This window comes from Enterobacter cloacae complex sp. ECL352 (assembly GCF_020149545.1).
Classification (GTDB): Bacteria; Pseudomonadota; Gammaproteobacteria; order Enterobacterales; family Enterobacteriaceae; genus Enterobacter; species Enterobacter asburiae_B.
In genome coordinates, this window is record NZ_CP083709.1 from 2,017,600 (window position 1) to 2,041,391 (window position 23,792).

A 23,792-nucleotide genomic window follows, 5' to 3' on the forward strand; every position below is an offset into this window, starting at 1 on the left:
CGGTGCGGGCTGATGCCCTCACCCTGACCCTCTCCCACAGGGAGAGGGAACAAACACTAAAAACGGCAACCGAGGTTGCCGTTTTGCTTTTACAACCTCACCGGATTAATATGCCAGATCGTCTCGGCATACTCCTTGATGGTCCTGTCGGACGAGAAATAGCCCATATTGGCGATGTTATACATCGCGGCGCTGGTCCACTTCTCCTGCTGACGGTACAGTTCGTCAACCTTATCCTGACAGTCCACGTAGCTGCGATAGTCCGCCAGCACCTGGTAGTGATCGCCAAAGTTAATCAGCGAATCGACCAGATCGCGATAGCGGCTCGGTTCATCCGGGCTAAACACGCCGGTCGCGATCTGCGTCAGCACCTGACGTAACTCTTCATCCTCTTCGTAATATTGACGCGGCGAGTAGCCTTTCCTGCGCAGCGCCTCCACCTCTTCCGTCGTATTACCGAAGATAAAGATATTTTCTTCGCCCACGTGCTCCAGCATCTCGACGTTCGCCCCGTCAAGCGTACCAATGGTCAGCGCGCCGTTGAGGGCAAACTTCATGTTACTGGTGCCGGATGCTTCCGTACCCGCCGTGGAAATCTGCTCAGAGAGATCCGCCGCCGGGATGATCATCTGCGCCAGGCTCACGCTGTAGTTCGGAATGAACACCACTTTCAGCTTGTCGCCAATGTCCGGATCCTGGTTGACTACCTTCGCCACGTCGTTGATGAGATGAATGATGTGCTTCGCCATGTAGTAGGCGGAAGCCGCCTTACCGGCGAAGATCTTCACGCGCGGCACCCATTCGGCCGTTGGATCGGCCTTAATGCGGTTGTAATGGGTGATCACGTGCAGCACGTTCATCAGCTGACGCTTGTATTCGTGGATGCGTTTGATCTGAACGTCGAACAGCGCTTTCGGGTTTGCCACCACGTTGAGGTGCATCGCCAGCCAGACCGCCAGACGCTTTTTATTTAGCAGCTTGGCTTCGCGCACGGCTTTGTTCACCGTCGGGAAATCAATATGCTGTTCCAGCTCGCTCAGCTGGCTCAAGTCGGTACGCCAGGTACGGCCAATATTCTCGTCCAGCACCTCAGAGAGCGGCTGGTTGGCCAGCGCCAGCCAGCGGCGCGGCGTGACGCCGTTGGTCACGTTGCAGAACCGCGTCGGGAAGATTTTCGCGAAGTCCGCAAAAAGCGACTGCACCATCAGGTTCGAGTGGAGCTCGGACACGCCGTTGACCTTGTGGCTGATGACGACCGCCAGCCAGGCCATGCGCACGCGGCGCCCGTTCGATTCATCAATGATGGAAGCGCGGCTCAGCAGCCCGGTATCGTTCGGGTATTGCTCCTGCAGGGTCTTGAGGAAGTAGTCGTTAATCTCAAAGATAATCTGCAGATGGCGCGGCAGGATTTTGCCGAGCATGTCTACCGGCCACGTTTCCAGCGCTTCGCTCATCAGCGTGTGGTTGGTGTAGGAGAATACCTGACAGGTCACTTCAAACGCGTCATCCCAGCTGAACTTATGCTCGTCGATCAGCAGACGCATCAGCTCCGGAATGGAAAGCACCGGGTGGGTGTCGTTAAGGTGGATCGCGGTTTTCTCCGCCAGGTTGGCGTAGGTTTTGTGCAGCTGATGGTGGCGGCTGAGGATGTCCTGAATCGTCGAGGAGACGAGGAAATACTCCTGACGCAGGCGCAGCTCGCGGCCGGAGTAGGTCGAGTCATCCGGGTACAGCACGCGGGACACGTTCTCGGAGTGGTTTTTGTCTTCTACCGCCGCAAAGTAGTCCCCCTGGTTGAATTTACCGAGGTTGATTTCGCTACTGGCCTGGGCGCTCCACAGGCGCAGCGTGTTGGTGGCATCGGTGTCATAGCCGGGGATAATCTGGTCGTAGGCCACGGCCAGGATCTCTTCCGTTTCTACCCAGCGGGATTTTTTGCCTTCCTGCTGAATACGTCCGCCAAAGCGCACCTTGTAGCGCGTATTGTGGCGCTTAAACTCCCACGGGTTGCCGTACTCCAGCCAGTAGTCCGGCGACTCTTTCTGGCGTCCGTCGACGATGTTCTGTTTGAACATACCGTAGTCGTAGCGAATACCGTAGCCGCGGCCCGGCAGCGCCAGCGTCGCCAGCGAGTCGAGGAAGCAGGCGGCGAGACGCCCCAGGCCGCCGTTGCCGAGGCCCGGGTCGTTCTCTTCGTCGATCAGTTCTTCTAAATCTAACCCCATCTCTTCCAGTGCGGTTTTGACGTCGTCATAAATACCGAGCGACAACAGCGCGTTGGACAGCGTGCGGCCAATCAAAAATTCCATCGACAGGTAGTAAACCTGACGCGTTTCCTGCGAGAGCTGGGCGCGGTTTGAGCGCAGCCAGCGTTCCACTAAACGGTCACGCACCGCAAACAGGGTGGCGTTCAGCCACTCGTGCTTGTTGGCGATAACCGGATCTTTCCCGATGGTGAACATCAGCTTGTAGGCGATGGAGTGCTTTAACGCCTCAACACTGAGCGTGGGTGAAGAGTAGCTAAATGGAGCGTTCATATCAGTAACTTCGCCTCGTTACATCAAGCGTTGATAGAGATCGCGGTATGACTGCGCCGCGACATGCCAGCTAAAGTCCATGGACATCGCCTGACGCTGAACGTAACGCCAGAGCGATGGACGGGACCACAAGACGAAAGCACGCCGAATCGCCCGAAGCAGCGACCAGGCATTACTGTCCTCAAAGACAAACCCGCTGGCGATACCGTCCGCCAGGTTTTCCAGAGAGCTATCGGATACGGTATCCGCCAGTCCGCCCGTGCGGCGCACCAGCGGCAGCGTGCCGTATTTCAGACCGTAAAGCTGCGTCAGGCCGCAGGGTTCGAAACGGCTCGGCACCAGGATGACGTCCGCGCCGCCCATGATGCGGTGCGAGAACGCTTCGTGATAGCCAATCTGCACACCCACCTGCCCCGGATGTTCCGCCGCGGCGGCAAGGAAGCCTTCCTGCAGCACCGGGTCGCCCGCGCCGAGCAGCGCCAGCTGTCCCCCCTGCTCCAGTAAACCGGGCAGCGCCTCCAGCACCAGATCCAGCCCTTTCTGGCTGGTCAGGCGGCTGACCACCGCGAACAGCGGCACTTTATCGTTAACCTTCAGGCCCATCGCAATCTGCAGCTGGCGTTTGTTCTCCGCTTTGTCTTCCACGGAATCACGGCCATAGCGCGCCGCCAGCAGGAGATCGGTTTCCGGGCTCCAGATCTGTTCATCCACGCCGTTCAGAATGCCCGACAGGCGGCCTTCGCGGTGGCGCTGCTGCAGCAACCCTTCCATGCCGTAGCCAAACTCCGGCTGGGTGATCTCACGCGCGTAGGTTGGGCTCACCGCCGTGATGTGATCGGCGTAGTACAGCCCGGCTTTCAGGAACGAGATCTGCCCGTTAAATTCCAGCCCGTGCATGTTATAGAACGATAATGGCAGATCGATTTCACTCATGTGATGGGCATAGTACATCCCCTGATACGCCAGGTTATGCACGGTAAAGACCGATTTCGCCGGATGGCCGCGCGCCGCGAGATACGCCGGGGCAAGCCCGGCGTGCCAGTCGTGCGCGTGCACCACATCCGGGCGCCAGAACGGATCCAGCCCCGTCGCCATTTCTGCCCCGACCCAGCCGAGCAGCGCAAAGCGCAGCACGTTATCGTTGTAGGCGAACAGGTTCGTATCGTGATACGGGCTGCCCGGTCGATCGTATAAGTGCGGCGCGTCGATCAGGTAAATCCCTACGCCATTGTAATGTCCAAACAGCAGGGTGATGCGTCCGGCGAAGGTCTCACGGCGGGTCACCACTTTTGCATCGGGAATACCGCGCCGGATATCCGGAAAGGCGGGCAGCAGGACTCGGGTATCCACGCCTCCGGCGATTTGCGCCGCCGGTAATGCACCCAGAACATCTGCCAGACCGCCCGTTTTTAACAACGGGAACATCTCAGAACATACATGTAAAACCTGCATCATCGCTCCTGTTTGATCTGCAGCTTCCGCAACATTTCCCGTGTGACTAACACGATCCCCTCTTCCGAACGATAGAAACGACGCGCGTCTTCTTCCGCGTTCTCACCAATCACCATCCCTTCTGGAATGACGCAGGCACGATCGATAACGCAGCGACGCAGACGGCACGAGCGCCCTACCCAGACATCAGGCAGTAAGACTGCCGAATCGATATTACAGAATGAATTTATCCGCACGCGGGGGAACAGCACCGACTGCACCACCACCGAGCCTGAAATAATGCACCCGCCGGACACCAGCGAGTTCAGCGTCATACCGTGGCTGCCGGAGCGGTCCTGCACGAATTTGGCCGGCGGCAGCGATTCCATATGGGTACGAATCGGCCAGTTCTGGTCGTACATATCCAGCTCAGGCGTGACCGACGCCAGGTCGAGGTTCGCTTTCCAGTACGCTTCCAGAGTTCCCACATCGCGCCAGTAAGGTTCCGCATTGGGGTCGGACTGCACGCAGGACAGCGGGAAAGGATGTGCATAGGCCATGCCAGCTTTAGTGATTTTCGGAATGATGTCTTTACCGAAGTCGTGGCTGGAGTTTTCGTCTTTGTCATCGTCTTCCAGCAGCTCATAAAGATAATCTGCATCAAAGACATAAATCCCCATGCTGGCGAGCGATTTGGTGTCATCGCCGGGCATGGTTGGCGGGTTCGCCGGCTTTTCAACAAAGTCGATAATTTTGTCGTCGGCATCCACGTGCATCACGCCAAACGCCGTCGCTTCAGCAACGGGCACAGGCAGACACGCTACGGTGCAGCGCGCCCCTTTTTCGACGTGGTCGATGAGCATGTGGGAGTAATCTTGCTTGTAGATATGGTCCCCGGCGAGGATCACGATGTATTCCGCGTTATAGCGGCGAATGATGTCGAGGTTCTGCGTCACTGCATCCGCCGTTCCGCGGTACCAGTTCTCACCGTGGACGCGTTGCTGAGCGGGAAGGAGATCGACAAACTCGTTCATCTCTTCGCTGAAGAATGACCAGCCGCGCTGGATATGCTGAACCAGCGTGTGCGACTGATACTGCGTAATGACGCCAATACGGCGAATGCCCGAGTTAAGGCAGTTGGAGAGCGCAAAGTCGATGATACGGAACTTACCACCAAAGTGAACGGCCGGTTTCGCGCGCTTGATGGTCAAATCTTTCAGACGGGTACCACGTCCACCCGCAAGTATCAGGGCAACCGTTTTTAATGGTAGCTGGCGCGCCAACATTAAGGGATCGTTCTTCTCTAATCTAACCATGACTAACTCCTTTTTTATCATCTTTGGAATACGCACACTCCGTGCGCAGGCCCGTGCCAGACAGCCATTACTACCGGATTATCCGCTCCGGCAAAGGGGGGAACAGCTCGCCATTCCCCTTCAGGTAAAACAATCTCTGCGACGTCATCCGTCGCGTTCAGCGTGACCAGCCATTTATCCGACAGCAGGATTTGCAGGCGTGGTACGCCGTGTTGCCACTCTTGCGCGCTTAACGGTTGCGCGTCTTGATTCAACCAGCGAACGTTGCCGTCACCCTCTTCCCACCAGCGGTCGGCGGTCAGCGCGGGGATCTGCTGGCGAAGATGGATCAGCGCAGCGGTAAAATGAATCAGCCCGCTGTTGGCTTCACCCCAGTCGAGCCAGGTTAACGTGTTGTCCTGGCAATACGCATTGTTGTTACCGTGCTGGCTGTGGCCGTGTTCATCGCCTGCCAGCAGCATCGGCGTGCCCTGCGACAATAAAAGCGTTGTCAGCAAAGCATGAACGCTGGCGCGTCGCCGCTCGATGACGTCCAGGCTACCGCCTAACCCTTCTATACCATGATTAAAGCTATGGTTATTGTTAGTGCCATCGCGATTCTCTTCGCCGTTTGCCTCATTGTGTTTCTGATTGAAACAAACGCAGTCCCTGAGCGTAAAACCGTCGTGTGCCGTCAACAGATTGACGGTGGCCGACGGGCGTTTGCCGTCGCGCTTAAAGAGATCGCTTGAAGCGGCAAAGCGTCCGGCGAACTCCCCCAGCGACAGATTCCGTTCCAGCCAGAAGCGGCGTGCGGCATCGCGGTAGTGATCGTTCCACTCGGCAAACAGCGGCGGGAAATTCCCGACCTGATAACCGCCTTCCCCGATGTCCCACGGCTCGGCAATGAGCTTCACCTGCGAGAGCACCGGACAGTTTTTTATCGCCTCAAACAGCGGAGCCTGCTGGCTGAACGCTGGCGTGCGCCCCATCACGGGCGCCAGATCGAAACGAAAACCGTCGACGTGGAACGTCTCCACCCAGTATTTCAGGCATTCATAAGCAAAATGCGTGACCGCCGGATGGCTGAGGTTGAGCGTGTTACCGCAGCCGGTCCAGTTCTCATAATCGCCATCCTGCCTGATCCAATAATAGCTACGGTTATCAATTCCGCGCATGGAGAGCGTCGGACCGTCGAGATCGCTTTCGGCACTGTGGTTCAGCACGACGTCCAGAATGACCTCAATGCCCGCCGTATGAAGCGCCCTCACCGCATCGCGAAACTCGTCACGCGCCTTTTCCGGATGGGCGGCATAGCGTGGCTCAAGCGCGAACATCGCCAGCGGGTTATAGCCCCAGTAGTTGCTTAGCCCCAGCCGCTGCAGGCGCGGCTCGCTGGCGAAATGGGCGACGGGCAACAGTTCCAGAGCGGTGATGCCGAGGTGTTTCAGGTAGGCAATCATGGTGGGATGCCCGAGCGCCTTATAGGTGCCGCGCATCTCTTTGGGGATCGACGGGTGCAGGTACGTCAGCCCTTTGACGTGGGCTTCATAAATAACGGTATTGCCCCACGGCGTCTGCGGCGGGGCATCGTCTTCCCAGTCATAAAGATCGTTTACCACCACGCTTTTTGGCGCGACGGGCGCGCTGTCGCGGTGGTCGGGCTCGCCGTAGCCCACGTGGAAGAGAGGGTCGTCTTTAAATTCGCCGTCCACGCGGTGCGCGCACGGGTCAATCAACAGCTTCGCCGGGTTAAACCAGTGGCCCTGCGCCGGATCCCACGGACCGTGTACGCGAAAGCCATAGTGCATGCCTGGCCGTCCTCCGGCCAGGTAGCCGTGCCAGGTATCCCCCGTGCGCGCGGGTAAATCGTAACGGTGCTCGTTACCTTCCCCATCAAACACGCACAGTTCTACCCGCTCAGCGTGAGCGGAAAAGAGGGTGAAATTGACACCCTTTCCGTCAAAACGCGCGCCGAGCGGTTCGGGTTTACCTGCCGTAAGCTGCGTCATTCGCCCTCCCGCATCAGCCAGATGGTGCCAAGCGGCGGCAGCGTCAGGCTCAGGGAGTTGGGTCGCCCGTGGCTTTCGATGGCATCGCTCTGGACCAGCCCGCCGTTACCGGCGTTGCTGCCGTGATAGTGCATCGAGTCGGTATTCAGGATCTCGCGCCATTTGCCCGGCTGGTTAATGCCGAAGCGGTAATGTTCGCGCGGCACCGGCGTGAAGTTGCTGGCGACGATGATTTCGTTACCCGCTTTGTCACGACGCACAAAGACAAACACCGAGCGCTCGTGGTCGTCCACCACCAGCCACTCAAAGCCGTACGGATCGAAGTCGAGCTCGTGCAGCGCTTTGTGGTGGCGGTAGGTCAGGTTCAGGTCGCGCACCAGACGCTGCACCCCGTGGTGCCAGTTGTCGCCGCCTTCCAGCAGGTGCCAGTCGAGGCTGGCATCGTGGTTCCACTCGCGTCCCTGGGCGAACTCATTGCCCATAAACAGCAGTTTCTTGCCCGGGAAGGCAAACATCCAGCCGTAGTAGGCGCGCAGGTTGGCAAACTTCTGCCACGCGTCGCCCGGCATGCGGTCGAGAATGGATTTTTTGCCGTGCACCACTTCATCGTGCGACAGCGGCAGCATGAAGTTTTCGGTGTAGTTGTAGAGCATCCCGAACGTCAGCTTATCGTGATGATACTTACGGTGAACCGGATCCAGCTTCATGTAGTCGAGCGTGTCGTGCATCCAGCCCAGGTTCCACTTATACCAGAACCCCAGGCCGCCTGATGACGGCGGACGGGAGACGCCCGCAAAGTCGGTCGACTCTTCCGCCATGGTCACGGCACCGTCCACCTGTTCGCCGATAATGCGGTTTGTATTGCGCAGGAATTCAATCGCTTCCAGATTTTCACGGCCGCCAAACTCGTTCGGGATCCACTCGCCCTCTTTGCGGCTGTAGTCGCGGTAGATCATCGACGCCACCGCATCGACGCGCAGGGCATCAATGCCAAACCGCTCGATCCAGTACAGGGCATTCCCGACCAGATAGTTTGCGACCTCACGGCGACCGTAGTTGTAGATCAGCGTGTTCCAGTCCTGGTGATAGCCTTCGCGCGGGTCGCTGTGCTCGTACAGCTTCGTGCCATCAAACTCTGCCAGCGCAAAGTCATCCGATGGGAAATGGCCCGGCACCCAGTCGAGGATGACGTTCAGCCCGGCGGCGTGCGCGGCATCAATGAAATAGCGGAAGTCATCGCGCGTTCCGAAGCGGCGCGTTGGCGCATACAGCCCGGTGGGCTGATAGCCCCAGCTGCCGTCGAACGGATGCTCGTTGACCGGCAGCAGTTCAAGGTGGGTAAAGCCCATCCATTTGGCGTAGGGCACCAGCTGGTCGGCAAGCTCCCGGTAGCTGAGCCAGAAGTTGTTATCGGTATGGCGACGCCAGGAGCCAAGGTGTACCTCATAGACAGAGATCGGCGCATCAAAGCGGTTGGCCTGTTTGCGCTCCTCCGTCTGGACGACCTTCTCCGGCAGGCCGCAAATCAGCGACGCGGTATCCGGGCGCATCTGCGCTTCGAAGGCATACGGGTCGGCTTTAATGCGCAGCTTGCCGTTGGCGTCGATCATCTCGAATTTATAAAGCTGCCCGGGGTGCGCTCCAGGGATAAACAGCTCCCAGATGCCGCTTTCCCGGCGCAGGCGCATCGGATGGCGGCGACCGTCCCAATAGTTGAACTGGCCGACAACGGAGACGCGCTGGGCGTTAGGCGCCCACACGGAGAATCTCGTGCCGGTAATGCCGTCCATGGTATCGGCATGGGCACCCAGCGTTTCATAAGGGCGAAGATGCGTTCCTTCGGAGAGCAGCCAGGCGTCCATCTCTTTAAGCAGAGGGCCAAAGCTGTAAGGATCGTCAATCAGGTTTTGCTGACCGTGCCAGAGAACGGCGAGCTGATAGCGAAAAGGGTTTTTACGGCGGGGCATCACGCCCGAGAAAAAGCCACGGGAATCGAGGCATTCAAGATTACCGACCTTGCGGCCGGTTTTGGGTTCAATCACCCAGACTTCTGTGGCATCCGGTAACAGTGCCCGAACTTCAAGGCCATCCTCAGTTTGATGCATCCCAAGCACAGAAAAGGGGTCAGCAAAATGACCCGCAATAAGCGCATTAATCACGTCTCTATCCACACGATCGGACATGGTATTCATCCTGTTTTTTATGTCGTCCTTTTTAAGCGCTCCGGGACGACTTTTAATGTGACCTGAACGGGACAGCACAAAAATGTGCATCCATTCTGCTCCGTTCGAACCTCAGGTAAGAAATGACTCTTCCTTAAAGCATAGCCAACGCTCTAGATGACTCCTGATAAAAAATAAGACATACGCGTGTTACTCCATGTAGTACGCAAAAAAAAGGGGTGAAAATCACCCCCGGTAGTTAACAAATTATTACGCCAGCTGGCGCAGCATGCGGCGCAGCGGCTCGGCGGCGCCCCACAGGAGCTGGTCGCCGACGGTGAACGCGGAGAGGTACTCCGGCCCCATGTTCAGCTTGCGCAGACGGCCAACCGGCGTGGTCAGCGTGCCGGTAACGGCAGCCGGGGTCAGCTCGCGCATGGTGATATCGCGATCGTTTGGCACCACTTTCGCCCACGGGTTGTGCGCGGCCAGCAGCTCTTCCACGGTCGGAATAGACACATCTTTTTTCAGTTTAATGGTGAAGGCCTGGCTGTGGCAGCGCAGCGCGCCGATACGCACGCACAGACCGTCAACCGGAATGGTGTTCGCGGTCGCGAGGATTTTATTGGTCTCAGCCTGGCCCTTCCACTCTTCGCGGGTCTGGCCGTTATCCAGCTGTTTGTCGATCCATGGGATCAGACCACCGGCCAGCGGTACGCCGAAGTTGTCCACCGGCAGCTCGCCGCTGCGGGTCAGCTGAGTGACCTTACGTTCTATATCGAGGATCGCGGACGCCGGGTTTGCCAGCTCGGTCGCGACGCTTTGGTGCAGCTGGCCCATCTGGGTCAGCAGCTCGCGCATATGACGCGCGCCGCCGCCGGACGCGGCCTGGTAGGTCGCCACGGAGACCCACTCCACCAGATCCTGCGCGAACAGGCCGCCGAGGGACATCAGCATCAGGCTGACGGTGCAGTTACCGCCGACAAAGGTTTTCACGCCGTTGTTCAGGCCGTCGGTGATGACGCCCTGGTTCACCGGGTCGAGAATGATGATGGCATCGTCTTTCATGCGCAGCGAAGAAGCCGCGTCAATCCAGTAGCCCTGCCAGCCGCTTTCACGCAGCTTTGGATAGATTTCGTTGGTATAATCGCCGCCCTGGCACGTCACAATAATGTCGAGTGCCTTCAGCGCTTCCAGATCGTAAGCATCCTGCAACGTGCCTGTGGTACCACCAAAGGACGGAGCAGCCTGGCCGAGCTGGGAAGTGGAGAAGAAGACCGGGCGGATAGCGTCGAAATCGCGCTCTTCAACCATGCGTTGCATGAGTACAGAGCCGACCATACCGCGCCAGCCGATAAAACCAACGTTTTTCATAGCATTTTTTTCCTGCTGAGGGTGTGTGCTGATTGTGCAAGCCAGTATTGAACTGGGATATGCTTCACATTACAAAATGCTGCCAAAGTCGCAAGCGAAATTAATCGATGATTGCCCGGCAATCAGAAAAAGCGCTAATCATCGGAATAACACTACTAAGTATCAGGGATAATTTAAAGATGAGTGAAATCATTTCCGCGGCGGTTTTATTGATCCTGATTATGGATCCACTGGGAAACCTGCCTATCTTCATGTCGGTGCTGAAGCACACCGAGCCGAAGCGCCGCCGGGCGATCATGATCCGCGAACTGCTCATCGCCCTGCTGGTGATGTTTATCTTCCTGTTTGCCGGTGAAAAAATTCTCGCGTTCCTGAACCTGCGCGCCGAAACCGTGTCGATTTCCGGCGGGATTATTCTGTTCCTGATTGCCATTAAGATGATTTTCCCGAGCGCGGAAGGCAGCAGCAGCGGCCTGCCCGCGGGTGAAGAGCCGTTTATCGTGCCGCTGGCGATTCCACTCGTCGCCGGGCCGACCATTCTGGCCACGCTGATGCTGCTGTCGCATCAGTATCCGAATCAGATGAGCCATCTGGTGATTGCCCTGCTGATCGCCTGGGGCGGGACGTTTATCATCCTGCTGCAGTCGTCGCTGTTCCTGCGCCTGCTGGGTGAGAAAGGGGTGAACGCGCTGGAGCGCCTGATGGGGCTGATTCTGGTAATGATGGCAACGCAGATGTTCCTGGACGGGATCCGCGCGTGGATGAAAGGCTAGGTAAACGCAAAACGGCAATCAAAGATTGCCGTTTTTAGTGTTTGCACCCTCTCCCCGTGGGAGAGGGGCGGGGTGAGGGCATCAGGCCGCAGAGGACACATATTCGTCGGGTGGCGGCTTCGCCTTACCCGACCTACAGCAACGCCAGCCCATCTACCCCTTACGAATCAAATACCGGTACGGCAGCGCCTCGGTCTGCTGTGCCACCAGCTCATGCTCCATAAAGGTACAAAAGCCGGGAATATCGCGGGTCGTGGCCGGGTCGTCGGCAATAATCAACAGCGTTTCACCGGTCTGCATGTTGCGCACGGTCTTACGTACCATCATTACCGGTTCCGGGCAGCGAAGGCCCTGGGCATCAAGAGTGTGGTCTGGGCTGGAAAACAGGTCGGTCATGGTCTTCTCGGTCTGGTAAAAACGGCTGTAGTTTACGCCCGGTTGCGATCAATGCAAACCAGGTTAACGATTGCGTAAAAACTAACCATTGCAATGTCCTGCCAAAGCAGTATCATGCTGCGGTTTTTATTGGGTTCCCTCACCCCAACGTATAAAAAGGTCACAATATGACGTCGTTTTCTGAATCACAGCGCGTAAAAGCGTTGTTCTGGCTTTCGCTTTTCCATTTGCTGGTGATCACCTCCAGCAACTATCTGGTGCAGCTCCCAATCTCCATCTTTGGTTTTCATACCACCTGGGGCGCATTCAGCTTCCCGTTTATTTTCCTCGCGACGGATTTGACCGTGCGTATCTTTGGCGCACCGCTGGCTCGCCGTATTATTTTTTCGGTCATGCTCCCGGCGCTGTTCATCTCGTACGTGGTTTCGTCACTGTTTTATATGGGAAGCTGGCAGGGCTTTGAGGCGTTAACCCACTTCAACCTGTTTGTTGCCCGTATCGCCGCGGCAAGCTTTATGGCCTACGCGCTGGGGCAGATCCTCGACGTGCATGTGTTTAACCGCCTGCGTCAAAATCATCGCTGGTGGATGGCGCCAACCGCCTCCACGCTGTTCGGTAACGTGAGCGATACGCTGGCCTTCTTCTTCATCGCCTTCTGGCGCAGCCCGGATGCGTTCATGGCCGAACACTGGATGGAAATCGCGCTGGTGGACTACTGCTTCAAGGTCCTTATCAGCATTGTGTTCTTCCTGCCGATGTACGGCGTGCTGCTCAATATGCTGCTGAAAAGACTGGCAGATAAATCTGAAATCACGGCATTGCAGGCTGGTTAAGGGTTCGCTTTATCAGTTGTGATAAGATGAGCGAATGAGCCGTTATGGCCGTTTATCGAAAGGAAGAAGTCAATGCGCAATCTGGTTAAATATGTCGGGATTGGCCTGCTGGTTGTGGGTCTTGCAGCCTGTGATAACAGCGACACGAAAACGCCTGCTCAGGGCGCATCCGCAGAGAGCAACGCGACCGGCCAGCCGGTGAATCTGATGGATGGCAAACTCAGCTTCTCTCTGCCAGCCGATATGACCGATCAGAGCGGCAAGCTGGGCACCCAGGCGAACAACATGCACGTTTACTCCGACGCAACCGGGCAAAAAGCGGTCATTGTGATTGTGGGCGACGACACCAGCGAAGACCTGGCCGTCCTGTCCAAACGTCTGGAAGATCAGCAGCGCGGCCGCGATCCGCAGCTGCAGGTCGTGACCAATAAATCCATCGAGCTGAAAGGCCACACGCTGCAACAGCTCGACAGCATCATCTCTGCAAAAGGCCAGACCGCCTACTCTTCTGTGGTGCTGGGCAAGGTTGATAACAAACTGCTGACCCTGCAGATCACCCTGCCAGCCGAAGATCAGCAGAAAGCGCAGACGGCTGCTGAAAACATCATTAACACCATCGTGATCCAATAACGCTTCACGACGATGACGTGGCCTCCGGTGCCTGCACCGGGGGCCATTTTTTTAGCCGCCACGTCAGCAGCAGCGCAATCACCACCAGACCCGCCGCGGCAAGATAGATCACCGGAACCCCTGCCCAGGCCATCACCAGCCCCGCCAGCGGGCCGGTAATGCCTAAAGACATATCCATAAACACCGTATAGGTCGCCAGCGCCGCCCCCTGATTCTGCTGCGGCACGGCTTTTACCGCCACCACGCCCAGCGCCGGGAAGACCAGGGAAAAGCCTGCCCCCGCGAGGAACACACCCACTTTCGCGACCCAGGGCACCATCGCAATTCCGGTCAGCAGCAGCCCGACAATCTCTATCGCAAAGCAGATCATCGCCACATTCAGCCCGCCAAGGCGGTTGATGCCGTTAGGGAAAAGCAGGCGGGCGCCAACAAACGCACAGCTAAACAGGGTTAACGCAAAGGCTGCGCCGTCCCAGCTTTTGGCGTCGTAGAACAGGGTAATGAAGGTCGCAATCACGCCGAAGCCGGTGGTCGCCAGCGCCAGGGCCATACCGTACGGCCAGACGCGCCCCAGCACCGCCCGAAACGGCAGCGGCTTGCCCTTGCTGGCCTTCACTTTCGGACGCGGCAGCGCAAAGAGGATTGCCAGCAGCGCGACCGCCATAATGGTGATGGAAAGCCCATACAGCCCGCCAAGCGCATAGCAGGCCACGCCGAGCGGCGCTCCGAGCGCCATCGCACCGTAGGTGACAATCCCGTTCCAGGAGATCACCCGGCCAATGTGCGGCGCGCCTACCACACCCACGCCCCACAGCGTCGAGCCGGTTCCCGCCAGACTTTGCCCGATGCCAAGAATAACGCGGCCCAGGCAGAGCAGCGCCAGGCTGACCAGCGGCCAGTGGCCGGTTGCGGCAGCCAGCAGGTAGCTCAGGCCACTGAGGAAACAGCCGCACAGTCCCACCACCACGATGCTTTTTGGACCGAACGCGTCCGCGTAGCGCCCGGCATGCGGGCGGCTGAGGAGCGTGGCGAAATATTGCAGGCTAATCACCAGCCCCGCCCAGAAGGCGCTGAAGCCCATCACGTCATGGACATAGCCCGGCAGGACCGCCAGCGGCAGGCCAATGGTCAGATAGCTGGCAAAGTTGAAAATAACAACGGAAACGATGCGCAGATTGAGGCGCAGTCCGCTCAGTGCCGGTTCAGCGGCAGGTTCGGGCATGGGGTTCTACCTGGATTTTTTACAACAGTGTTTCACTATTACCACGGCGCAATAAGAAAATCAGCCCCGACTTTCAGATTAACGGTGCCAGACGAAGCGAAGCCCGGGCACTACACTTATCGGGTCATCATATTAAGGAACACGCATGATCGCTAACCCGTCCGACAAAGCAGGACTCCACATCTTATTAAAACTCGCCTGTCTGGTGGTTATCCTTGCGGGTATCCATGCTGCCGCTGACATTATTGTTCAGCTCCTGCTGGCGCTCTTTTTTGCCATCGTGCTTAATCCTCTGGTCACCTGGTTTTTACGCCGGGGCGTCAGCCGTCCGGTAGCCATCACCATCGTGGTTATTGTCATGCTGATTGGCCTGACGGCGCTCTTCGGCGTGCTGGCGGCATCGCTGAGCGAATTCTCCACCATGCTGCCGCAGTACAACAAAGAGCTGACGCGTAAAATTGTCGCGCTGCAGGAGATGGTGCCATTCCTCAATCTGCATATCTCACCCGAACGGATGCTGCGCAGGATGGACTCCGAGAAGGTCATGACCTACGCCACCACCTTGATGACGGGGCTTTCCGGCGCGATGGCCAGCATTCTGCTGCTGGTCATGACCGTTGTGTTTATGCTGTTCGAAGTTCGCCACGTCCCCTATAAGCTGCGCTTTGCGCTGAACAATCCGCAAATTCACATTGCCGGGTTACACCGGGCCCTGAAGGGCGTCTCCAAATATCTGGCGCTGAAAACGCTCCTGAGCGTATGGACCGGGGTGATTGTCTGGCTGGGGCTGATGCTGATGGACGTGCAGTTCGCGCTGATGTGGGGCGTGCTGGCCTTTCTGCTGAACTACGTGCCCAATATTGGCGCGGTGCTTTCCGCCGTGCCGCCGATGATTCAGGCGTTTCTGTTTAACGGCTTCTACGAATGCATGCTGGTCGGCGCGCTGTTCCTCGTCGTGCATATGGTGCTGGGCAATATTCTTGAACCGCGCATGATGGGACACCGTCTGGGCATGTCGACGCTGGTGGTGTTTTTATCCTTACTGGTTTGGGGATGGCTGCTGGGCCCGGTCGGTATGCTGCTGTCGGTTCCTCTAACCAGCGTATGTAAAATCTGGATGGAGACCACCAAAGGCGGCAGCAAGCTGGCGATCCTGCTCGGGCCGGGGAGGCCGAAAAGCCGGTTACCCGGCTAACCGACCTACCTGTACAGGTAGGTTTAAACCGTCAGTAATACACCGTAAATTACCGCGTCCCTAATCCGTCGCGGTATTTTTATTTGCGTTAAGGCGATACTCATTCTGTTTTTAATTACGCCGCGCGCATTACGTTGAAACGCAACTCATGATTTAACGCAAATTATAAAAAATGAAATTCTTATTTATTTTCCATGTTATTATGCCCGTCTTCGCGTCAACGTAATGTAAACATTAATATTGATTAAAAAATACACCCAGCGATAACAAAAAGCCGGATGAATATTATTTGTAAAAAACACTACCTTTAATTGTTATTATTGATATGGAGTTGTTGATGAAAAAGATCGTTAAATGGTGTGCTGCTGCCGTATTCGTTGGCGCACTGGCAGGCTGTGCGCGCACCGCCCCAATTGCTCAGGTTCACTCTATTGTAAGCGCGGGCCATACTGCCGATCAGGTAAAAACGGCAATTTTGAAAGCAGGCCAAAAACGCGACTGGATCATGACGGAAACCGGCCCGGGAATGATTAAGGGGCGTCTGCAGTCACGCGATCACTCCGTCCAGGTAAGTATTCCGTACACGGCCACAAGCTATTCAATCAACTATGAAAACAGCCTTAACCTGAAAGCGGCAGACGGTAAAATTCACAAAAATTATAACCGCTGGGTGAATAACCTCGACCACGATATTCAGCTGAACCTCTCCGCTGGCGCCGCGCTGTAATATTTTTCTAAAGTCGGGCCGCGTATGGCCCGATAACCTCTCTTTATTAGCTTCAAAGGTTACGCAGGAATGTACGAAAAGGACACACTCAGCGCACTGGATGCCATTACCGAAGCGCAACGCATCGCCTTTGCCCCGATGTTATTCCAGACTGCGCTTTGTCTGCGTAACTCAGGCGTTCTCGCCTGGCTCGATAAACAAGGTAAAAAAGGGGCAAGCCTCGAGGAAATAACCGAACACAGCACGCTCGGCAGCTATGGCGTCAGCGTACTGCTGGATATGGGATTAAGCGGTCGAATCGTTACCCAACAGAATGGACGTTATTTCCTGGCGAAAGTGGGCCATTTTTTACTGCACGACGAAATGACCCGCGTAAATATGGATTTCACCCAGGACGTTTGTTATCAGGGGCTATTTCACCTGGCGGACGCCCTGCAGGAGGAAAAACCTGCCGGATTAGCCGTGTTTGGCAACTGGCCAACCATCTACCCGGCGTTATCCCAATTACCTGCTCCGGCGAAAGAGAGCTGGTTCGCCTTCGATCATTACTATTCTGACGCCGCTTTTGACGCTGCGTTGCCATATATATTCGCAAGCTCGCCGACAAAATTGTACGATGTGGGCGGAAATACGGGTAAATGGTCGTTACGCTGCTGCCGCTATGACGAAAATGTTGCCGTGACGATCCTCGATCTGCCGCAGCAGATAGCGCTGGCGCAGGAAAACATCGCAAAAGCAGGTTTTTCTCATCGTATTGCATTCCATGCTGTCGATATGCTTAGCCCAGCAACATTGCCGGGTGACGCCGACGTCTGGTGGATGAGCCAGTTCCTGGATTGTTTCTCTCCGGATCAGATTGTCGCCATGCTGACGCGCGTCGCACAGGCCATGAAGCCAGGCGCACGTTTGTGCATCATGGAGCTTTTCTGGGATGCTCAGAAATTTGAAGCTGCCTCTTTCAGCCTGAATGCCACCTCGCTCTATTTCACCTGTATGGCGAATGGCAATAGCCGGTTTTACAGCGTAGAGAAGTTCTATCGCTACCTGGAGAGCGCAGGTTTCAGCGTTGAACAGCGGCTGGACAACCTTGGGGTCGGTCATACCCTGCTGATATGCACCAAACGTGAACAATAGAGCAGCTTAGCTGCCGGGTGGCCCAGTCTGCCCTTTGAATACGGTTTTTTTCGCGGACGCGCGTAGATGAAATTTTCACTGAACATTATCGACTGGCAGGCGAGAGCGCCAGGACTCAGCGATGCCACAGAGTGGCAGGCATGGTCGCGCCTGCAGTTGGCCGTTGACCCAGCGGCCCCGCTTCCCCGCCTGACCGCTTTACCCATGATGACCGCGCGCCGCCTCAATTCAGGCAGTAAGCTGGCGGTGGATATTGGTCTTGCCATGCTGCAAAACCACGCCATTGATGCCGTCGTCTATTCCAGCCGCCACGGCGAGCTGGAGCGCAACTACCGTATTCTGCATGCTCTGGCGACCGGGCAGTCCGTTTCACCCACCGACTTCGCGATGTCCGTGCACAATTCCGCGGTGGGCAATCTCACGATCACCGCACGACAGGCCATCGTCTCGTCATCCATTTCTGCCGGGCTGGACACCTTCCAGCAGGCTTTATGCGAAGTGCTGAGCCTGCTGCATGCGGGCTATTCCCGCGTCCTGCTGGTCGATTTTGACGGCGTGCTGCCGGAATTTTACCATCCGGCGCTACCGCCGCAGATGCCCACCTGGCCCTACGCGCTGGCGCTGGTGATTGAATCCGGCAACGGATTGCAGTGTGAAACCCGCAGCGGCAGCACGGGTGAAGAACCCGCCCTGCCGCAAAGCCTGATGTTCCTGCAGCGCTATCTCAGCGAGGAACGTCAGTTTGTGGTGCCCGGCGAACGTTTGCTGTGGCAATGGACGCGCGCATGAACCGCCTGGCTGCACGTATCAACTGGTTATGGCGTCTGGTGATGACCGGCTTCTGCTTCGCGCTGTTTGGCGTGGGCGGGCTGCTGCTGTCGCTGGTCTGGTTCAACCTGCTGCTGATCGTCCAGCGCGACTGCGCCAGCCGTCGCCGCCTGGCGCGTCGCAGCATTGCGGCCAGCTTCCGCTTCTTCCTGACCGTGGCGCGCGGCCTCGGCGTACTGGACTATCGCATTCACAATCTTGACGCGCTGCGCAGCGATCGGGGTTGTCTGGTGGTGGCTAACCACCCCACGTTAATAGACTACGTGATTCTGGCGTCGGTGATGCCCGAAACCGACTGCCTGGTGAAAAGCGCGCTGCTGCGCAACCCCTTTGTCAGCGGCGTTATCCGCGCGGCGGATTATCTGATTAACAGCGAAGCCGAGCCCCTGCTCGCGGCCAGCCAGCAGCGTCTGGCTCAGGGCGACACGCTGTTAATCTTCCCGGAAGGCACGCGTACCCGGTTTGGCGAGGCTATCTCCCTCCAGCGCGGCGCGGCAAATATCGCCGTGCGCTGTAACAGCGATCTGCGGGTGGTGCTGATCCACTGTAGCGAACACCTGCTGGATAAAAAAAGCCACTGGTATGATGTACCGCCAGAAAAACCTGTTTTCACCGTGGATGTCCGCGACCGCGTGAACATCGACGAATTTTACGATGCAAATGAACAAGAACCGGCGCTGGCGGCAAGGCAGTTAAACCGGCATCTGCAGCATCGATTAACATCAGGCCTTCAATCTTTGTCAGGAATTAATGATGCAAGCGCTTTATCTTGAAATTAAGAATCTCATAATCACCACGCTGAATCTGGACGAGCTTACCGCAGAGGATATTGATACCGATGCCGCGCTGTTTGGCGATGGGCTGGGTCTGGACTCCATTGACGCGCTGGAACTGGGTCTGGCGGTAAAAAACCAGTATGGCGTGGTGCTTTCTGCCGAAAGCGAAGAGATGCGCCAGCACTTCTTTTCCGTCGCCACGCTGGCGTCCTTTATCAACGCTCAACGCGCCTGAGATGTGAACGATGACTGAACAAGAAACCATTTATCAGGAAGTCTGCGGCCTTCTGACCAAGCTCTTTGAAATCGACCCGCAGGACATTACGCCCGAAGCCCGTCTTTACGAAGACCTGGAGCTGGACAGCATTGACGCGGTGGACATGATTGTTCATCTGCAGAAGAAAACGGGCAAGAAAATCAAGCCGGAAACCTTCAAGTCGGTTCGTACCGTTCAGGATGTGGTAGACGCCGTCGAACAGCTTCTGCGCGAAGAGTAAGACGTCGTGCGTGGTGGACGGACGTTCCCGGTCATCCCACTGCTGACGGTGCTGATGCTGCTGGCGTGGCCTTTCCTGATTGGATTTGGGCTGACGCACAACAGCCTGCAGTGGCTGTTGCCGGTGATGGCGCTGGTATTGCTGCTGCGGCTGCGCCAGGCGCGGCGGAACGCTGGCCCGATGCGGTATGTGGTGCAGTGCGTGGCGCTCGCGGGCATTGCGCTCTGCGCGGCAAGCTACCTGCTGAAAACCCACCAGTGGCTGCTGTTCTACCCGGTGGTCGTCAACCTTGTGATGCTGGCCGTGTTCGGCGGTTCACTGTGGACCGCGATGCCGCTGGTCGAACGGCTGGCGCGCCTGCGCGAGCCAAACCTGCCCCCGGAGGGCGTGCGCTATACCCGCAAGGTGACCCTCGTCTGGTGCGGCTTTTTCATCGGAAACGGCGCGATGGCGCTGTTCACCGTGCTCCACGGCGACATGCATCTGTGGACGCTGTGGAACGGTATGGTGGCCTACATCCTGATGGGAACGCTGATGGCGACCGAGTGGCTGGTGCGCCAGCGGGTGATAAAAAAAGAGATGCACAATGACTAACCCCCTTCCGCTGGGCCAGTGGTTAAACGCGCCCCGCCCTGACGACATGCCCGTTGCCTGGCTTGACGATCGCACCTGGACGCTTGGCCAGCTGCGCCACGACGTGACCCTGCTGGTCGACACTCTGCATCAGCAGGAAGGCGAGCGCTGGGCGCTGTGCTTTGAAAACAGCTACCTGTTTATCGTTGCGCTGCTGGCCTCGCTGCACGCCGGTAAAACGCCGGTCATCCCCGGCCATAGCCGCGTCTCGCAGCTTGAAGAACAGCATGCGTTGTTTAGCGGCGTTCTGAGCGATCGGACTCTCGATTTCCATGGCAAGCTGATAGTGGTGGCCTCCAGCCATCAGACCACTCGCCGCTGGGCGCCCCTGCCGGCCATTGACGAAAGCCGCTTCGTTGAACTGTTCACCTCCGGCTCAACGGGTACCCCGCGCCGGGTGATTAAGCACATCGTCAGCCTGGATCGCGAAGCCCGTCTGCTGGCTGACCGCTTCGGCGAGCTGCTGACCGGCTGTAGCGTTGTCGCCTCGGTCGTACCGCAACATCTGTACGGGCTGACCTTCCGCATCGTATTGCCGATGGCGCTGGGCCTCCCGCTGCATGCCGCGATGCTCTACTACGCCGAGCAGCTGGCCGCCCTTCCTCATGACCGGCATTATCTGTTCATTAGCAGCCCGGCGTTCCTGAAGCGCCTGGATACGGAACTGCCCGCGCCGCCCGTCAGAATGCTGATTTCAGCAGGCGGAATGCTGCCCTGGTGTGACGTCGCCACCACCGCGGGCTGGCTTAACATCTGCCCGGATGAAATTTATGGCAGCACCGAAACCGGCATCCTCGCCTGGCGCCATCGCCAGCAGGATAACGTCCCGTGGCTTGCCTTCCCCGGCGTTATCTTCCATCAGGAAGATGAAGCCTGTCGCGTCACGTCGCCACTGATCCACGAGGCTGAAGGACTCCAGCTGGACGATATCCTGCACTTCGACAGCGAGGGGCTGTTCAGCATCGCCGGTCGTCGCGGGCGGGTGGTCAAAATTGAAGAAAAGCGCATCTCGCTTAACGAGATCGAACGTCGCCTGCTGGAGCTCGACGGCATTTGCGAAGCGGCGGCACTACCGGTCACGCGCGGAGGCCGTCAGGGGATTGGCGCACTGCTGGTGCTGGACGAAGCGGTTCGCCAGCGCGGCTATATGCAGGATAAAAAAGCGCAGGAGTTCGCCTGGCGTCGCGCCCTGCTGCCGTGGCTTGAGCCGGTCGCCGTTCCGCGCTACTGGCGCATTGTCGATGAAATGCCGGTAAACAGTATGAACAAGCGTGTCTATGCGCAGCTAGAGGAGTTATTTCATGAAAATTCATGAACTTGAGCGCCACCAGACACAGCCGGAGAAGCTGGAAATCATTTTGCATCTCGACGCGGCGCTGTTCTGGTTTCAGGGCCATTTTGCCGTACAGCCGCTGCTGCCCGGCGTTGCGCAGCTTGACTGGGTGATGCACTACGCCACGACGTTACTGGCGCCGGGCTACCGCTTTCACAGCATTCAAAACGTGAAGTTCCAGGCGCCTCTGCTGCCGGAAACCACGGTGACGCTGGTGCTTGAGTGGCATGCCGAACGTCAGATGCTGACCTTCAGCTACCAGCGTCACGCCGGGGCGGAGCGCCATACCGCCAGCAGCGGGAAAATTCGGCTATGTCAGTAACCTTCCGCCCCTGCGTGCTGATCCCGTGCTACAACCACGGCGCCATGATCGCCCGCGTGCTGTCGCGTCTCGCGCCGTTCGGCCTGCCGTGCCTGGTGGTGGATGACGGCAGCGAAGCGAGCACCCGTCAGGAGCTCGAGCGCCTGGCGGCGGAGCAGCCGCAGGTAACGCTGGTCCGCCTGGCGCAAAACGCCGGAAAAGGTGCCGCGGTCATCAGGGGGCTGGAGGAGTGCGCGCGCGCGGGCTATACCCACGCCGTGCAGGTGGACGCGGACGGTCAGCACGCCATCGAAGATATCCCCAAACTGCTGGCGCTGGCGGAGCGCCACCCGGACGCGCTGATTTCCGGCCAGCCCATTTACGATGATTCCATTCCGCGCTCGCGGCTCTACGGACGCTGGGTAACCCACGTATGGGTGTGGATTGAGACCTTATCCCTGCAGCTTAAAGACAGCATGTGCGGCTTTCGGGTCTATCCGGTCTCGCCCACGCTGCGCCTGGCAGCGCGTGAAACGCTCGGCAAACGGATGGACTTTGACACCGAAGTGATGGTCCGTCTCTACTGGCAGGGCAACACCAGCGTCTTTCTGCCGACCCGCGTCACCTACCCGCAGGACGGGTTGTCCCACTTCGACGCGTTAAAAGATAACGTGCGGATCTCCCTGATGCATACCCGGCTGTTCTTCGGCATGCTGCCCCGCATGCCCGGCCTGCTTTTCCGTCGACGCCGCCAGCACTGGGCGCAGCAGGACGAGGTCAAGGGCCTGTGGGGCATGCGCCTGATGCTGCGCGTCTGGAAGCTGATGGGCCGCCGGGCCTTTACCGTGCTGCTGTGGCCGGTGATCGGCGTGTACTGGCTTATCGCACGTCCGGCGCGGCAGGCCTCGCGGCAGTGGATTGAGAGAGTGAAGCAAGAACTGCGTCAGCGGAACATGCCCGTTCCCCCGCGTCTCAACAGCTTTTTCCATTTCATGCGCTTCGGCAACGCGATGCTGGATAAAGTCGCCAGCTGGCGCGGTGAGCTGAAGTTTGATCGCGACGTGGTCTTTGCCCCCGGCGCGAGCGAAACGCTTAATATCGCGGCACCGCAGGGCAAGCTGCTGCTGGCCTCGCATCTTGGCGACGTTGAGGCCTGCCGGGCGCTGGCCCAGCTGGACGGCAGCAAAACTATCACCGCCCTGGTCTTCAGCGAAAACGCCCGGCGCTTTAAGCAAATCATGAGCGAAATGGCGCCCCAGGCGGGCGTGAATTTGATGTCGGTTACCGACATCGGCCCGGACACCGCGATTGCCATCAAAGAGAAGCTTGAGCGGGGAGAATGGGTCGCGATTGTGGGCGACCGCATCGCGGTGAATCCGCAGCGTGGCGGCGAGTGGCGGGTGATCTGGAGCCCGTTTATGGGCCAGCCAGCGCCATTCCCACAGGGGCCGTTTATCCTGGCCTCCATCCTGCGCTGCCCGGTGGTGCTGATTTTTGCCCTGCGCCAGCAGGGTAAGCTCGTCCTGCACAGCGAACCGTTTGCCGACCCGCTGCGCCTGCCGCGCGGCGAACGCCAGCAGGCGTTGCAGGAGACCGTCGATCGCTACGCGCAGCGGCTGGAGCATTACGCCCTCATGTCGCCGCTCGACTGGTTTAATTTTTTCGATTTCTGGCATCTGCCAGAGTCCAGAGAGAAGGAGTAA

22 protein-coding genes are annotated in these 23,792 nt (G+C 57.9%); 14 read left to right on the forward strand and 8 right to left on the reverse strand.

Annotated features, from left to right (window positions below; translation table 11 throughout):
* Window positions 1–89: 89 nt before the first annotated feature.
* The 6 genes from glgP to asd all read right to left on the reverse strand — a co-directional run bounded on the left by glgP (window position 90) and on the right by asd (window position 10,811).
* Window positions 90–2,537 (reverse strand): glycogen phosphorylase, encoded by a 2,448-nt coding sequence (gene glgP / locus LBF07_RS09940; RefSeq protein WP_094934883.1) that lies wholly within the window; start codon window positions 2,535–2,537, stop codon window positions 90–92.
* 18 nt (window positions 2,538–2,555) lie between these two features.
* On the reverse strand, window positions 2,556–3,989 hold the full coding sequence (glgA, locus tag LBF07_RS09945) for a glycogen synthase GlgA (protein ID WP_094934882.1): 1,434 nt from the start codon (window positions 3,987–3,989) through the stop codon (window positions 2,556–2,558).
* Window positions 3,989–5,284 (reverse strand): glucose-1-phosphate adenylyltransferase, encoded by a 1,296-nt coding sequence (gene glgC / locus LBF07_RS09950; RefSeq protein ID WP_023337914.1) that lies wholly within the window; start codon window positions 5,282–5,284, stop codon window positions 3,989–3,991. Before glgC ends, glgA begins: the two co-directional genes overlap by 1 nt.
* A gap of 17 nt (window positions 5,285–5,301) precedes the next feature.
* A complete protein-coding gene (glgX, locus tag LBF07_RS09955) occupies window positions 5,302–7,275 on the reverse strand; it encodes a glycogen debranching protein GlgX (RefSeq protein WP_094934881.1) in 1,974 nt (657 codons plus the stop codon).
* Complete coding sequence (glgB, locus tag LBF07_RS09960) at window positions 7,272–9,458, reverse strand: 1,4-alpha-glucan branching enzyme (protein ID WP_045403403.1); 2,187 nt, start codon at window positions 9,456–9,458, stop codon at window positions 7,272–7,274. The genes glgX and glgB overlap by 4 nt, the downstream gene beginning before the upstream one ends.
* A 249-nt stretch (window positions 9,459–9,707) precedes the next feature.
* On the reverse strand, window positions 9,708–10,811 hold the full coding sequence (gene asd / locus LBF07_RS09965) for an aspartate-semialdehyde dehydrogenase (RefSeq protein ID WP_033146834.1): 1,104 nt from the start codon (window positions 10,809–10,811) through the stop codon (window positions 9,708–9,710).
* A 179-nt stretch (window positions 10,812–10,990) separates the two neighbouring features.
* On the opposite strand from asd, the gene yhgN reads away from it, so the two are divergent.
* The gene (yhgN, locus tag LBF07_RS09970) at window positions 10,991–11,584 is read left to right on the forward strand and encodes an NAAT family transporter YhgN (RefSeq protein ID WP_003861574.1); all 594 of its coding nucleotides are present in this window, start codon (window positions 10,991–10,993) and stop codon (window positions 11,582–11,584) included.
* Between the two features lie 153 nt (window positions 11,585–11,737).
* On the opposite strand, the gene tusA is transcribed toward yhgN, so the two are convergent.
* Window positions 11,738–11,980, reverse strand: a complete 243-nt coding sequence (tusA, locus tag LBF07_RS09975) for a sulfurtransferase TusA (protein ID WP_008503071.1) — start codon at window positions 11,978–11,980, stop codon at window positions 11,738–11,740.
* 167 nt (window positions 11,981–12,147) lie between these two features.
* Between tusA and LBF07_RS09980 the strand changes: the two genes are divergently transcribed.
* Window positions 12,148–12,813: a 7-cyano-7-deazaguanine/7-aminomethyl-7-deazaguanine transporter gene (locus tag LBF07_RS09980; protein WP_023309514.1), complete on the forward strand. Its 666-nt coding sequence runs from the start codon at window positions 12,148–12,150 to the stop codon at window positions 12,811–12,813.
* A gap of 72 nt (window positions 12,814–12,885) precedes the next feature.
* Entirely contained in the window at window positions 12,886–13,443 is a 558-nt protein-coding gene (locus tag LBF07_RS09985; RefSeq protein WP_023309515.1) for a DcrB family lipoprotein, read from the forward strand.
* A 4-nt stretch (window positions 13,444–13,447) separates the two neighbouring features.
* Here LBF07_RS09985 and LBF07_RS09990 read toward each other — a convergent pair whose 3' ends face one another.
* A complete protein-coding gene (locus tag LBF07_RS09990; protein WP_094934880.1) occupies window positions 13,448–14,665 on the reverse strand; it encodes an MFS transporter in 1,218 nt (405 codons plus the stop codon).
* A 145-nt stretch (window positions 14,666–14,810) separates the two neighbouring features.
* Here LBF07_RS09990 and LBF07_RS09995 point away from each other — a divergent pair, with 145 nt between their 5' ends.
* The 11 genes from LBF07_RS09995 (at window position 14,811) to LBF07_RS10045 (ending at window position 23,792) form a co-directional block, all read left to right on the forward strand.
* Window positions 14,811–15,860 (forward strand): AI-2E family transporter, encoded by a 1,050-nt coding sequence (locus LBF07_RS09995; protein WP_032662225.1) that lies wholly within the window; start codon window positions 14,811–14,813, stop codon window positions 15,858–15,860.
* A 337-nt stretch (window positions 15,861–16,197) separates the two neighbouring features.
* Window positions 16,198–16,587: a hypothetical protein gene (locus LBF07_RS10000; protein ID WP_023309518.1), complete on the forward strand. Its 390-nt coding sequence runs from the start codon at window positions 16,198–16,200 to the stop codon at window positions 16,585–16,587.
* Between the two features lie 69 nt (window positions 16,588–16,656).
* Window positions 16,657–17,721, forward strand: a complete 1,065-nt coding sequence (locus tag LBF07_RS10005; protein WP_094934879.1) for a methyltransferase — start codon at window positions 16,657–16,659, stop codon at window positions 17,719–17,721.
* A 66-nt stretch (window positions 17,722–17,787) separates the two neighbouring features.
* Window positions 17,788–18,510: a beta-ketoacyl synthase chain length factor gene (locus tag LBF07_RS10010; protein WP_094934878.1), complete on the forward strand. Its 723-nt coding sequence runs from the start codon at window positions 17,788–17,790 to the stop codon at window positions 18,508–18,510.
* The gene (locus LBF07_RS10015; RefSeq protein WP_094934877.1) at window positions 18,507–19,322 is read left to right on the forward strand and encodes a 1-acyl-sn-glycerol-3-phosphate acyltransferase; all 816 of its coding nucleotides are present in this window, start codon (window positions 18,507–18,509) and stop codon (window positions 19,320–19,322) included. Before LBF07_RS10010 ends, LBF07_RS10015 begins: the two co-directional genes overlap by 4 nt.
* A complete protein-coding gene (locus tag LBF07_RS10020) occupies window positions 19,303–19,560 on the forward strand; it encodes a phosphopantetheine-binding protein (RefSeq protein ID WP_008503081.1) in 258 nt (85 codons plus the stop codon). The genes LBF07_RS10015 and LBF07_RS10020 overlap by 20 nt, the downstream gene beginning before the upstream one ends.
* Window positions 19,561–19,570: 10 nt before the next feature.
* Complete coding sequence (locus LBF07_RS10025) at window positions 19,571–19,822, forward strand: acyl carrier protein (RefSeq protein ID WP_024908875.1); 252 nt, start codon at window positions 19,571–19,573, stop codon at window positions 19,820–19,822.
* A gap of 6 nt (window positions 19,823–19,828) precedes the next feature.
* The gene (locus LBF07_RS10030; RefSeq protein WP_094934876.1) at window positions 19,829–20,416 is read left to right on the forward strand and encodes a hypothetical protein; all 588 of its coding nucleotides are present in this window, start codon (window positions 19,829–19,831) and stop codon (window positions 20,414–20,416) included.
* Window positions 20,409–21,770, forward strand: coding sequence for an acyl-CoA synthetase (locus LBF07_RS10035; RefSeq protein WP_206462004.1), 1,362 nt, complete (start codon window positions 20,409–20,411; stop codon window positions 21,768–21,770). Before LBF07_RS10030 ends, LBF07_RS10035 begins: the two co-directional genes overlap by 8 nt.
* Window positions 21,757–22,110 (forward strand): hydroxymyristoyl-ACP dehydratase, encoded by a 354-nt coding sequence (locus LBF07_RS10040; RefSeq protein ID WP_039263058.1) that lies wholly within the window; start codon window positions 21,757–21,759, stop codon window positions 22,108–22,110. Before LBF07_RS10035 ends, LBF07_RS10040 begins: the two co-directional genes overlap by 14 nt.
* On the forward strand, window positions 22,101–23,792 hold the full coding sequence (locus tag LBF07_RS10045; protein WP_094934874.1) for a glycosyltransferase: 1,692 nt from the start codon (window positions 22,101–22,103) through the stop codon (window positions 23,790–23,792). The genes LBF07_RS10040 and LBF07_RS10045 overlap by 10 nt, the downstream gene beginning before the upstream one ends.

What these genes read in the sequence shown, in the direction of transcription:
- glgP (WP_094934883.1), bottom strand. Translation starts at nt 2,537, where the DNA reads ATGAACGCTCCATTTAGCTACTCTTCACCCACGCTCAGTGTTGAGGCG.
- glgA (WP_094934882.1), bottom strand. Translation starts at nt 3,989, where the DNA reads ATGCAGGTTTTACATGTATGTTCTGAGATGTTCCCGTTGTTAAAAACG.
- glgC (WP_023337914.1), bottom strand. Translation starts at nt 5,284, where the DNA reads ATGGTTAGATTAGAGAAGAACGATCCCTTAATGTTGGCGCGCCAGCTA.
- glgX (WP_094934881.1), bottom strand. Translation starts at nt 7,275, where the DNA reads ATGACGCAGCTTACGGCAGGTAAACCCGAACCGCTCGGCGCGCGTTTT.
- glgB (WP_045403403.1), bottom strand. Translation starts at nt 9,458, where the DNA reads ATGTCCGATCGTGTGGATAGAGACGTGATTAATGCGCTTATTGCGGGT.
- asd (WP_033146834.1), bottom strand. Translation starts at nt 10,811, where the DNA reads ATGAAAAACGTTGGTTTTATCGGCTGGCGCGGTATGGTCGGCTCTGTA.
- yhgN (WP_003861574.1), top strand. Translation starts at nt 10,991, where the DNA reads ATGAGTGAAATCATTTCCGCGGCGGTTTTATTGATCCTGATTATGGAT.
- tusA (WP_008503071.1), bottom strand. Translation starts at nt 11,980, where the DNA reads ATGACCGACCTGTTTTCCAGCCCAGACCACACTCTTGATGCCCAGGGC.
- LBF07_RS09980 (WP_023309514.1), top strand. Translation starts at nt 12,148, where the DNA reads ATGACGTCGTTTTCTGAATCACAGCGCGTAAAAGCGTTGTTCTGGCTT.
- LBF07_RS09985 (WP_023309515.1), top strand. Translation starts at nt 12,886, where the DNA reads ATGCGCAATCTGGTTAAATATGTCGGGATTGGCCTGCTGGTTGTGGGT.
- LBF07_RS09990 (WP_094934880.1), bottom strand. Translation starts at nt 14,665, where the DNA reads ATGCCCGAACCTGCCGCTGAACCGGCACTGAGCGGACTGCGCCTCAAT.
- LBF07_RS09995 (WP_032662225.1), top strand. Translation starts at nt 14,811, where the DNA reads ATGATCGCTAACCCGTCCGACAAAGCAGGACTCCACATCTTATTAAAA.
- LBF07_RS10000 (WP_023309518.1), top strand. Translation starts at nt 16,198, where the DNA reads ATGAAAAAGATCGTTAAATGGTGTGCTGCTGCCGTATTCGTTGGCGCA.
- LBF07_RS10005 (WP_094934879.1), top strand. Translation starts at nt 16,657, where the DNA reads ATGTACGAAAAGGACACACTCAGCGCACTGGATGCCATTACCGAAGCG.
- LBF07_RS10010 (WP_094934878.1), top strand. Translation starts at nt 17,788, where the DNA reads ATGAAATTTTCACTGAACATTATCGACTGGCAGGCGAGAGCGCCAGGA.
- LBF07_RS10015 (WP_094934877.1), top strand. Translation starts at nt 18,507, where the DNA reads ATGAACCGCCTGGCTGCACGTATCAACTGGTTATGGCGTCTGGTGATG.
- LBF07_RS10020 (WP_008503081.1), top strand. Translation starts at nt 19,303, where the DNA reads ATGCAAGCGCTTTATCTTGAAATTAAGAATCTCATAATCACCACGCTG.
- LBF07_RS10025 (WP_024908875.1), top strand. Translation starts at nt 19,571, where the DNA reads ATGACTGAACAAGAAACCATTTATCAGGAAGTCTGCGGCCTTCTGACC.
- LBF07_RS10035 (WP_206462004.1), top strand. Translation starts at nt 20,409, where the DNA reads ATGACTAACCCCCTTCCGCTGGGCCAGTGGTTAAACGCGCCCCGCCCT.
- LBF07_RS10040 (WP_039263058.1), top strand. Translation starts at nt 21,757, where the DNA reads ATGAAAATTCATGAACTTGAGCGCCACCAGACACAGCCGGAGAAGCTG.
- LBF07_RS10045 (WP_094934874.1), top strand. Translation starts at nt 22,101, where the DNA reads ATGTCAGTAACCTTCCGCCCCTGCGTGCTGATCCCGTGCTACAACCAC.